At 71.6% G+C, this 11044-nt stretch carries 8 protein-coding genes; all 8 read right to left on the reverse strand.

Annotation, left to right across the window (positions count from 1 at the left end):
* Positions 1–345: 345 nt before the first annotated feature.
* A complete protein-coding gene (gene dnaE, locus Afe05nite_RS30615) occupies positions 346–3894 on the reverse strand; it encodes a DNA polymerase III subunit alpha (RefSeq protein WP_203820730.1) in 3549 nt (1182 codons plus the stop codon).
* Positions 3895–3968: 74 nt separating this feature from the next.
* Positions 3969–5537 carry a MinD/ParA family ATP-binding protein gene (locus tag Afe05nite_RS30620; RefSeq protein ID WP_203820731.1) on the reverse strand — a complete coding sequence of 523 codons (1569 nt, stop codon included), beginning with the start codon at positions 5535–5537 and terminating at the stop codon, positions 3969–3971.
* A gap of 218 nt (positions 5538–5755) precedes the next feature.
* Positions 5756–6739 carry a hypothetical protein gene (locus Afe05nite_RS30625; RefSeq protein WP_203820732.1) on the reverse strand — a complete coding sequence of 328 codons (984 nt, stop codon included), beginning with the start codon at positions 6737–6739 and terminating at the stop codon, positions 5756–5758.
* A 20-nt stretch (positions 6740–6759) separates the two neighbouring features.
* A complete protein-coding gene (locus Afe05nite_RS30630; protein ID WP_239118303.1) occupies positions 6760–7638 on the reverse strand; it encodes an RluA family pseudouridine synthase in 879 nt (292 codons plus the stop codon).
* A gap of 38 nt (positions 7639–7676) precedes the next feature.
* Entirely contained in the window at positions 7677–8261 is a 585-nt protein-coding gene (lspA, locus tag Afe05nite_RS30635) for a signal peptidase II (protein ID WP_438869164.1), read from the reverse strand.
* The gene (locus tag Afe05nite_RS30640) at positions 8258–8674 is read right to left on the reverse strand and encodes a TraR/DksA family transcriptional regulator (protein ID WP_203820734.1); all 417 of its coding nucleotides are present in this window, start codon (positions 8672–8674) and stop codon (positions 8258–8260) included. The genes lspA and Afe05nite_RS30640 overlap by 4 nt, the downstream gene beginning before the upstream one ends.
* Before the next feature lie 329 nt (positions 8675–9003).
* Positions 9004–10569 (reverse strand): potassium/proton antiporter, encoded by a 1566-nt coding sequence (locus Afe05nite_RS30645; protein ID WP_203820735.1) that lies wholly within the window; start codon positions 10567–10569, stop codon positions 9004–9006.
* Complete coding sequence (locus tag Afe05nite_RS30650; protein ID WP_203820736.1) at positions 10566–10889, reverse strand: DUF167 domain-containing protein; 324 nt, start codon at positions 10887–10889, stop codon at positions 10566–10568. The genes Afe05nite_RS30645 and Afe05nite_RS30650 overlap by 4 nt, the downstream gene beginning before the upstream one ends.
* Between the last annotated feature and the right edge of the window lie 155 nt (positions 10890–11044).

An 11044-nucleotide genomic window follows, 5' to 3' on the forward strand; every position in this document is an offset into this window, starting at 1 on the left:
AGCCCGAAGCCGAGGCCGAGCAAGGTGTACCAGCCGTCGGCGGCAATGTACTCCTCCGGGGAGGAGTCGTTGATGACGATGCCGGAGCCGGTGTTGATGACCGGCACCGACGGCGCCAGCCAGGCCCAGAGGAGGCCGAACGGGGCGCCGAGCGCGAGCACCGCGGCCGCGCCGAGCACCGTGGCCAGGGCGGTGCGCCGCCACGGCCGGCGCGGGGTGCGACTCAGCTCCCACCAGCGGGCCGCGGCCACCGCCTCGGGCTCGGGCTCAGGCCCGAAGGGATGGGCGAGCCCGTAACCGGACGGCTCCTCGTTCGGATTCACCCTACGATCCTGCCAGGTCCGGTCAGGCCACGGCGGAGGGGCCGAGGATGGTTTTCAGGTCGGCGCGCAACGCGGGCGTGGGCGCGACCCGGACCGCGCCGAGCCGCAGCACCGTGGTGCGGCTGCCGTTCTGCAGATGGACGTGCACCTCGGCGTCGCCCGGGTGGCTGACCAGGATGTCCTTCAGCTCACTCACCAGCGGCGGCGTGCACCGGGTGATCGGCATGGTCAGGGTGATCGGCTTGCTGTCCGGGTTGTGGGTGACGTCCGGCATCGACATGTCCATCGCCATGATGCGCGGGGTGTCGTCACGCCTGTCGACCCGGCCCTTCACCACCACGATCGCGTCCTCGGCGATGTACTGGCCGATCACCTCGTACGTGTTGGGGAAGAACAGCGCCTCGACCCCACCGGCCAGGTCCTCGAGGGTGGCCGAGGCCCAGGCCCGGCCCTGCTTGGTGATCCGCCGCTGCACGCCGGTGAGGATGCCGGCGAGCGTGACGATCTGGCCGTCGGGCACCGACCCCTCCTCGTTGAGCGAGGCGATGGTGGTGTCGGCCGCGTTGGCCAGCAGCTGCTCGAGGCCGGCGAGCGGGTGGTCGGAGACGTAGAGGCCGAGCATCTCGCGCTCGAAGGCCAGTTTGTCGCGCTTGTCCCACTCGCTGTCGCCGATGGTCGGCATGGCGACGGTCGCCGCACTGCCGCCGTCGGTGTCGCCGAACGCCCCGAACAGGTCGAACTGGCCGGCCGCCTCGTTGCGCTTGACATCGGCGTACGCGTCGATCGCCTCGGCATGCACGCCGAGCAGGCCCTTGCGGCTGTGCCCCATCGAGTCGAACGCGCCCGCCTTGATCAGGGATTCGATCGTCTTCTTGTTGCAGGCGACCGCGTCGACCTTGGACAGGAAGTCGTAGAAATCCCGATACTTGCCCTTGCCGCCCTCGGGCACCGGCCGGCGGCACCGGGCGATCGCCTCGACCACGTTGTGCCCGACGTTGCGGACCGCGGCGAGACCGAACCGGATGTCGGTGCCGACCGGGGTGAACGGCCCGGCGCTCTCGTTGACGTCGGGCGGGAGGACCTGGATGCCCATGCGCCGGCACTCGGCCAGGTACATCGCCATCTTGTCCTTGTCGTCGCCGACGCTGGTGAGCAGACCGGCCATGTATTCGGCCGGGTAGTGCGCCTTGAGGTAGGCGGTCCAGTAGGACACCAGACCGTACGCCGCGGAGTGGGCCTTGTTGAAGGCGTAGCCGGCGAACGGGACCAGCACGTCCCACACCGCCTGGATCGCCTCCTTGGAGTAGCCGCGCTCCATGCATCCCGCCTGGAAGGGGCCGAACTCCTTGTCGAGGATCTCCTTCTTCTTCTTACCCATGGCGCGGCGCAGCAGGTCGGCCTGGCCGAGCGAGTAGCCGGCGAGGATCTGCGCGGCGCGCTGCACCTGCTCCTGGTAGACGATCAGCCCGTACGTCGGCTCGAGGATCTCCCGCAGCGGCTCCTCGAGCTGCGGGTGGATCGGGGTGATCTCCTGCAGCTTGTTCTTGCGCAGCGCGTAGTTGGTGTGCGAGTCGACGCCCATCGGGCCGGGCCGGTAGAGCGCCAGCACCGCGGAGATGTCCTCGAAGTTGTCCGGCTTCATCAGCCGCAGCAGCGAACGCATCGGGCCGCCGTCGAGCTGGAACACGCCCAGGGTGTCGCCGCGCGCCAGCAGGTCGTACGCCTTCGGGTCGTCCAGCGGCAGCGCCAGCAGGTCGAGCTTGGCACCGTGGTTGAGCTCGATGTTCTTGTTGGCGTCGTCGATGATCGTCAGGTTGCGCAGGCCCAGGAAGTCCATCTTGAGCAGGCCGAGCGTCTCGCAGGTCGGATAGTCGAACTGCGTGATGATCACGCCGTCGGCGGGCCGCCGCGTCAGCGGGATGTGATCGATGATCGGCTCGGCGCTCATGATGACGCCGGCCGCGTGCACACCGGTCTGCCGGATCAGGCCCTCGATCCCGCGCGCGGTGTCGATCACCTTCTTGACGTCGGGGTTCTGCTCGTACAGCGTGCGGACCTCGCCGGCCTCGCTGTAGCGCTTGTGGTCCTTGTCGAAGATGCCGGACAGCGGGATGCCCTTGCCCATGACGTCCGGCGGCATCGCCTTGGTGATCTGGTCGCCGACCGAGTAGGGGAAGCCCAGCACCCGGGCCGAGTCCTTGATCGCGGCCTTCGCCTTGATCGTGCCGAACGTGGCGATCTGCGCGACCTTGTCCTCGCCCCAGCGGTCGGTCACGTACTTGATGACCTCACCGCGCCGGCGCTCGTCGAAGTCGATGTCGACATCGGGCATCGAGATGCGCTCGGGGTTGAGGAACCGCTCGAAGATCAGCCCGTGCGGCAGCGGATCGAGGTCGGTGATGCCCATCGCGTACGCGATCAGGGAGCCCGCCGCCGAGCCACGGCCCGGACCGACCGCGATGCCGTTGCGCTTGGACCACTGGATGAAGTCGGCGACCACCAGGAAGTAGGACGGGAAGCCCATCTGGATGATCACACCCAGTTCGTATTCCGCCTGCTTGATGTGGGTCTCGGGGATGCCGTCGGGGAACCGGTTGCGCAGGCCCTGGAAGGCGACCTCGCGGAAGTACTCCTCCTCGGTGCGGCCCTCGGGGATCGGGAACCGGGGCATCAGGTTCTTGAAGGTGAACATGCCCTCGGTGTCGACCTTCTCGGCCACCAGCAGCGTGCTGCGGCAGCCCTCCTGCCAGGCGTCGGAGGAGTCGACGGCGCGCATCTGGTCGGCCGACTTGACGAAGTAGCCGTTGCCGTCGAAGCGGAACCGGTTGGGGTCGGCGACGTTGCTGCCGGTCTGCACGCACAGCAGCACGTCGTGCGCCGCGGCCTGCTCCTCGAACGTGTAGTGCGAGTCGTTGGTGACCAACGGCCGGATGCCGAGTTTCTTGCCGATCTCGAGCAGCCCGTCACGGACCCGCTTCTCGATCTCCAGACCGTGGTCCATGATCTCGAGGAAGTAGTTGTCCTTGCCCAGGGCCTCCTGGTAACGGGCGGCCGACGCGAGCGCCTCGTCGAACTGGCCGAGCCGCAGCCGGGTCTGCACCACCCCGGAGGGGCAGCCGGTGGTGCCCATGATGCCCTCGGCGTGCTCGGCGATGATCTCGAAGTCCATCCGGGGGTATTTACCGAGCTGGCCCTCGATGGAGGCCCGCGAGTTGAGCCGGAACAGGTTCTTGAGGCCGACGGCGTTGCGCGCCCACATCGTCATGTGGGTGTAGGCGCCGTTGCCGGAGATGTCGTCGCTCTTCTGCTCGGGGCGGCCCCACTTGATGCGGCTCTTGGTGAGCCGCGACTCGGGGGCGACGTAGGCCTCGACGCCGATCACCGGGGTGACACCGGCCGCCTTGGCCTGGGTGTAGAAGTCGTAGGCCCCGTGCATGTTGCCGTGGTCGGTGATGGCCGCGCCCGGCATGCCGAGCCGGGCCGCCTCGCCGAGCAGATCCTTGACCCGGGCGGCACCGTCGAGCATCGAATACTCGGTGTGCACGTGGAGATGCACGAACGAGTCGGACACCCGGGGCCCCCTTAAGTTGTGACGACCCCGGGGACTCTAGTCCGTGGGTGCGAGAAGGACGAGCCGCCGCACCCTTATTCGGCGAACGGCTCGATCATCATCGACGCCGCCTTGAGCCACGCCTGTTTGGTCTCCGGCTGCAGGTCCTGATACTCGATCGACGAGCCGACCTCGAGGGACGGGTCGTAGGGCACCACCGCGACCCCGCGGGTGCGGGTGGCGAAGTGCTTGGCGAAGTCGGCGAGCATCGGCAGCGGACCCGGCGACGGGCACGAGATCAACGTCACGGCGTTGGCGACCAGGTCGCCCATGCCGCTCTCGTCGAGCACGTCGAGCATCCAGTCGGCGGTGAACGCGGCGTCCTCCCGGGGCACCGTGGTGATCACCAGCTGGTCGGCCTGCCGCATCACCGTCTGCCAGTTGACGCTCTCCACGTTGTTGCCGGTGTCGACGCAGATCACGTCGTGGGTGCGGCGCAGCAGGTCCATCACCCGGCGCACGGTGCCCTGGTCGAGCCGCTGGGCGAAGCGGGGGTTCTCCTCGCCGGCCAGCACGTCGTAGGACCCGTCGGAGGCGTGCCGCAGGTAGGCGTCGAGCTCGCTGAGCAGGCCGTCCCCGTGCAGGTTCTCGATCTGCATCAGGTCGGCCAGCAGGTGCTTGATGGTCCGGGCGTGCCGGGCACTGCCGGCCCGCAGCCCGAGGGTGCCGCGCAGCTCGTTGTCGTCCCAGGCGAGCACGCCCCGGCCGCGGACGCTGCCGATGGTGGCCGCGGCCAGGACGGTGGCGGTGGTCTTGTGCACGCCGCCCTTGGGGTTGGCGAACGCCAGCACGCGCGGCTTGCCGAGCTTGCGGCGCAGCACCGCGACGGCGCGCTCCATCTCGCCGGCCGGCTCGGTCTGCCGCCACTCGATGCGGGCGGCGGCCGGTGAGGTGGGCGCCGGGGCCGGCGCGGGGGCGCGGACCGGGGCCGGCGCCCGGACCGGCGCGGCCGAACCGCGGATCTGCGGGTAGTCCCGCTGCGGCGCGAGGGGAGCCGCCGGGGGCGCGGCCACGGGCGGGGCCGGCGGCGCGACCGGCGCCGAGCGAGGCGGCGGTCCCGGGCTGAAGTAGCTGTGCGGCTGTTCCGGGGCGGGCCGGCGACCGTTCGGCTCCGCATGCGGCGGCTGCTGCGGAAGCTGGCCCGGATGCGGGAGCTGCGAAAGCGGGTGCGGGACCTGGGCCGGCTGGGCGAGCGGGTACGAAGGCTGGGCGGGCGGCGGGGCCTGGCGGGACTGGTGCCGGGGGTCGAGCGGGTTGATCGGCCGCTGCGGCATGGGCCGGGGCTCGAACTGCTGCTCGGGGCCACGCTGCTCGTAGGACGACGGCTGCTCGGGGCCACGTTGCTCGTAGGACGACGGCTGCTCGGGGCCACGCTGCTCGTAGGACGACGGCTGCTGCTGGGAGCGCGGGTCGAGCGGGTTGTAGGGCCGGCGGGTCGGCAGCGGCTGGCCGAACTGCTGCGGCGGGGCCTGCGGGATCTCCCGCTCCGGCTCGTCCGGCTGTTCCTCGGCGGCGCGCGCGCTGTGCCGGGCACGGTCGAGCAGCGCCCGCCAACGCGGGGCTGGTTCCGCAGGCCGGCCCCAGCCGGTCTCGGTCCCATCCACGGCTCGTCCTCCCTGCGCTTACCTACGGTGATGCGGATGCGGCTCGTTCGTCGCCCCTGACAGGCTACGGAGCGAACCCTGTTCGGGCCACTGCCCGAGCGACCAACACTGATCGGTCCGGTTGACCGGACGACGTCTCGAGGGTCGCGCTCGATCGGCCGTCCGTACGTTTCGTGGACGAGAACTCAACGGACCGGACGGCTTCCTGGAGGTGTTCGTCAACGGGTCGGCGCATCCTGAGCTGCGCTCACGTCTGTTGTCGAGGGAACGGCGGCGCGCTCCTGCGGTGCCGTGGCGGAAACATCGTGCGAGGGGTCGGGGACCGCCGGTGAGGTGGAAGTCACAGGCGCTCCGGACGGAGACAGTATCGGCGCGGGCGGGCGCGAGGCAATGGCTGAACCACCGTTTGGCACAGGAATCGGAGATCCGCTCGGTTCCGCCGGAATCGTGCCCGACTGCTCCGGAAACGGCGGCCGGAACTCGGTGCGGTCGAGCTGGCGGACCTCGGCGGCGGGGTCGACGGCGCGCACCCCGGCCCGGTCGGCGACCGTCCGCAACGCGGCCGGGGTGGCATGGACCACAGCCGCGAACACACACGAGCAACCGGAGCGGTAGGCCGCGGCCTCGGCCCGCGCGGTGCCGGCCGCCGTCTCGTACGCCGTCCGCGCCCGCCGCCGGGCCGCGTCGCCGGCGTCCTGGCCCAGCCGCTGGCTGAGCCGGCGGTACTCGGCCTCCTCCTGATCGCGCTGCACCGCCGCGCCGGCCATCCCGGACAGCACGTCACCGGGCAGCTGGTAGACCGGGATGCGCACGACCTGGGTGTGCGTCCCGGCCAGCGGCACCCGGGTGTAGACCTGCGCCACCGCGGAACCGTCGAGCATGCCGGCCAGCGCGCCCGGCAGCACGTACTGCTCGAGGCTGACCAGGGCCCAGGTGGCGCCGGCGGCGGGCGCCGACGGATCGGTGAGCGCGGCCAGCTCGGCGCGGCTGGACCGGAGGTAACCGCCGACGCTCTGGCCCGGCACGACCCCGACCCGCAGGACGTCACCGGGGTCGCCGGCGCCGGGCAGTACGACCTCGCCGCGGTCCGCCCCGATGAGGCCGAGCACCAGCGTCGCGACCGCGACGACGGCCAGGCCGCTCGCGACTCGCAGCACTGCGCGGACCGGCAACGGTTCCCGCGCGGGTTCGGCGGGCCCCACGTGACTTGCTCCCTGAGTGCTCAGTCCTGGAGGACGTCCAGCGCGTACCTCAAGTCGTCAGGGTAGTCGCTGACGAACCGGACCTCATCGTGCGTTCGGGGGTGGAGGAACCCCAATTCTCGGGCGTGCAGCCACTGCCGGTTCAGCTTGAGGCGGGCCGAGAGGGTCGGGTCGGCGCCGTAGGTGAGGTCGCCGACGCACGGGTGCCGCATCGCCGAGAAGTGCACCCGGATCTGGTGGGTGCGGCCGGTTTCCAGCTTCACGTCGATCAGGCTGGCCGACCGGAACGCCTCGAGCGTGTCGTAGTGGGTGACGCTCGGCTTGCCCGAGTTCATCACCGCGTACTTGTAGTCGGCGGTCGGATGCCGGTCGATCGGCGCGTCGATGGTGCCGCGCAGCGGGTCGAGGTGGCCCTGCACGATGGCGTGATAGCGCTTGTCGACCTCGCGTTCCTTGAACGCCCGCTTCAGCACGCTGTAGGCGATCTCGCTCTTGGCGACCACCATCAGCCCGGTGGTGCCGACGTCGAGGCGGTGCACGACGCCCTGCCGCTCGGCGGCGCCGCTGGTGGCGACGTTCTGCCCCATCGCCGCGAGACCGCCGACGACGGTCGGGCCGGTCCAGCCCGGACTCGGGTGGGCGGCCACGCCGACCGGCTTGTCGACCACCACGATGTCGTCGTCGCTGTAGACGATCGCGAGGCCGGTCACCGGCTCGGCCACCACGCTCGGCGGCGCGACCGGCGCGGGCAGCGTCACCTCGAGCCACGAGCCGGCGCTGACCTTGTCGGACTTCGGCCGCGGGAACCCGTCGACAAGCGCGTCACCGGCCTCCACCAGGGTCGCGGCGGCCGTCCGGGAGAGCCCGAACAACCGGGAGACGGCCTGGTCGAGCCGCATGCCGTCCAACCCGTCGGGCACCGGCAGGGAGCGCTGGGTCACGCGGTCTCAGCTTTCTTGTGTACGACACGACGGCCGTCCCGCTGCCGTCCGGTCAGTTCCAGCAGCACCGCGAGGCAGACACCCACCGTGAGGCAACTGTCGGCGATGTTGAAGACGGCGAACTTCTCCGCGTACGGCGCGAAGAGGCTGATCATGTCGACCACGTGCCCGCGGAACGGGCCGGGCGCACGGAACAGCCGGTCGCCGAGGTTGCCGACGGCCCCGCCGAGCACCAGGCCGAGCGAGATCGCCCACGGCAGCGAGCGCAGCCGGGTCGTCATGTAACCGATCCAGCCGATGACCACCAGGGTGATCACCGGGAAGACCCAGGTGTGGTTCTCGCCCATGCTGAACGCCGCGCCGCCGTTGCGCAGCAGCGACAGGTAGACCAGACCACCCAGGATGCGCACCGGCTCGCCCTCGGTGAGGTGCTCGGTGCACAGCCACTTCACCCACTGATCGAGCGCCACCGCGAGCACCGCGGTGACGCCCAGCACCGCGACGGCCCGGCCGCTGAAGCCGGTCCGCGGACCCGGCTCCGGCGGCGCCGCGGTCGTCGAGGTTGCCTCTTCGGCGTTCAGCGTCTCTCCTCCAACTGCTTGCAGGACACACAGAGAGTCGCGGACGGGAACGCCGCCAGTCGCTCGACCGGGATCGCGTTGCCGCACCGCTCGCACCAACCGTAGTTGCCCTCGCCGAGCCGGTCGATGGCGCGCTCCACCTGATTGATCCGCTCGAGCAGATTGTTCACCAGAGTGACCTCCTGCTCGCGCTCGAGCGTCTTGGTGCCGGTGTCGGCCTGGTCGTCGCCGGCCGAGTCCTGCAGCCGGTCGCGCTGCAGCTCGGTCAGCTCACTGACCGAGGTGTCGTACTCCTGCTGCAGCTCGTCCAGGCGCCCGGTCAGCGCGACCCGGATCGTCTCCGTCTCGGCCGCGCTGCGGTCCTGCTTCCCGGCGGCCTTGGCGGTGGTCGCGGTATCGGTTGCCTTGGCCATCGTCGCTCCCTCGGCCGCACCCCCGGCGCGGCGATCAGCGGTTCTCGAGACCAGGCCGGCGTCGGCCGCCCTGCCGGGCCGCGCCTGCCTGTCTCGCTGTCGGTGCCGGACGTGTTCCCCTTGCTCGTCCGGCCGCTCGCCCCGGCACCCGGGACGGCGTCGCACTTCCCCGGGGCGACTCGCCGTCGGGGCCTGGCCCACCTGCGCCGACAGCCCCACCGGCACCCCTGGCCCCACCTGTGGGAAGAGGCCCCAACTGCACAAACGGCGCGGCTGAACCAGCAGCCGCGCACCCCGGAGGGACTGAAGGATACCCGACCGTTCCCGATTCAGTGCGGCTGCTCCCGCCCCTGCTCGTCGAACCACCGCGCCAGCCGCCCGCGCCGGCTCACCGCGCGCAACCGCCGCTCGGCCGGGTCCCGCGCATCGGCGGTGGCCACGATCAGCATCGAGTCCCCGGTCCGCAGCCGGGTGTCCGGACCGGGCACGAACCCGGCGCCGTCACGCACCACCAGCGTCACCGAGGCGCCCACCGGCAGCCGCAGCTCGTCGATGTGGACGCCGGACAGCCGCGAGCCCGGCGCCACGTCCAGCTGGAGCAGGTCGGCGTGCATCCGCTCCAGCGGCGCGGTCTCCACGTGGATCTCGGTGGGCTCGGCCGGCGCGGTGATCCCGAGCAGGCGCGCGGCCGGGGCGAGCGTGCTGGCCTGCAGCAGCGTGAAGACGAAGACGAGCACGAACACCGCGTCGAACAGCCCGCCCGCGCCCGGGGTGCCGGCCGACAGCGGGATCGTGGCCAGCACGATCGGCACCGCCCCGCGCAGTCCCGCCCACGACAGGAACGCCGTCCCCCGCCACCCGACCCGCAGCACGTCCGCCGGCGTCCGCCGCGGCCGGCTGCCGCGGGGGCGCAGACCGCGGACCGGGCGGGCCAGGACGGCGGCGACGATCACCGACAGCGGGCGGGCCAGCAGCACCAGGGCGATCCCGACGACCAGGGCCGGGACCACCGCCCGGAGCAGGTTGTCGGGCGAGACGAGCAGGCCGAGCAGCACGAACAGGCCGATCTGGGCCACCCAGGCGAGGCCGTCGGCGAAACCGAGCACGGCCCGGCGGTGCGGCAGGCGGCCGTTGCCGAGCACCACGCCGGCCACGTAGACGGCGATGAATCCGGAGGCGTGGGCGACCGCACCGGCGGCGTAGGCGAGAACGGTCAGACCGACGGCGGCGATCGGGTAGAGACCGGCCGACGGCAGGGCGGCGCGGCGCAGCGTCCACTTGCCGACGGCACCCACCGCGTACCCGATGGCGGCGCCCGCGGCCAGTTCGTAGGCGACCGTCAGAACCTCGTACCACCAGGGGTGGGTGGCCTCCCCGGTGGCGCTCAGCAGGATGACCAGCAGGACCACCGGGGCGTCGTTGAGGCCGGACTCGGCCTCCAGCGTGGTGACGAGCCGCGGCGGGAGCCGCAGGCGCCGCAGCGTGGCGAAGACCGCGGCGGCGTCGGTCGAGGAGAGGACGGCGCCGTAAAGCAGCGCCAATCGCCAATTCAGACCGAGTACGAGGTGGGCGGCGACGCCCACGACGGCCACGCTCACCAGGACGCCGATCGTCGCGAGCGACACCGACAGGCCGAGGACCGGGCGCAGCGCGCTCCAGCGGGCGGTCAGCCCACCCTCCGCGATGATCATGATGAGGGCGCAGAAGCCGAGCGTACGGGTCAGCTCGGCGTCGTCGAAGCGGATGCCGAGGCCGGCCTCCCCGATGATCATGCCGATGCCGAGGTAGACGAGGAGGCTGGGCAGGCCGAGCCGGGTCGAGACCCGCACCGCGAACACCGCCACCAGCAGCACCCCGGCCCCGACGAGCAGGGCCAGGTCGAGGTGACCGGTCACGCCGGTCCGTTGCCGTCACGTAGAGTGATCATCCGGGTGCGCACCTCGTCGCCGTCGGTGATCACTGTGAAGACCTTGTCGCGGCTGGTCGCGCCGAGTTTGAGGGTCACTGCCGCCGGGCGTACGCCGAGGGCCCCGGCCAGGGCGCGCCGGACCGCCTCGGTGGCCTTGCCGTCGACCGCCGGTGCCCCCACCGCGATGACCAGCGCCGCTCCGTGCGGCCCGTCGTAACGCCCGCCGACCCGGTCGCGCCCCGCGCCCGGCCGCACCCGGACAGCCACGTAAAGACCTGCGCTTTCGGGAGTTCGGCGAGCGACCATGCCCCATTGTGCGGGTCGGCGCCCGACCGCCGGCCGCCGGTGCCCGCTCCGACCCGCGCGCCGACCCGGTCAAGGCCGGGCCGGTCAAGGCCGGGCCGGTCAAGGCCGGGCCGGTCAAGGCCGGGCCGGTCAAGGCCGGGCCGGTCAAGGCCGGG

Origin of the sequence: Paractinoplanes ferrugineus (genome assembly GCF_016862195.1) — a bacterium.
In the GTDB taxonomy this organism is placed as follows: domain Bacteria; phylum Actinomycetota; class Actinomycetes; order Mycobacteriales; family Micromonosporaceae; genus Actinoplanes; species Actinoplanes ferrugineus.

Bases quoted from the DNA above. Each gene is read 5' to 3' on its own strand.
- Afe05nite_RS30650 (WP_203820736.1), bottom strand. From the start codon at position 10,889: ATGGTCGCTCGCCGAACTCCCGAAAGCGCAGGTCTTTACGTGGCTGTC.
- Afe05nite_RS30630 (WP_239118303.1), bottom strand. From the start codon at position 7,638: ATGCGGCTCGACCAGGCCGTCTCCCGGTTGTTCGGGCTCTCCCGGACG.
- Afe05nite_RS30640 (WP_203820734.1), bottom strand. From the start codon at position 8,674: ATGGCCAAGGCAACCGATACCGCGACCACCGCCAAGGCCGCCGGGAAG.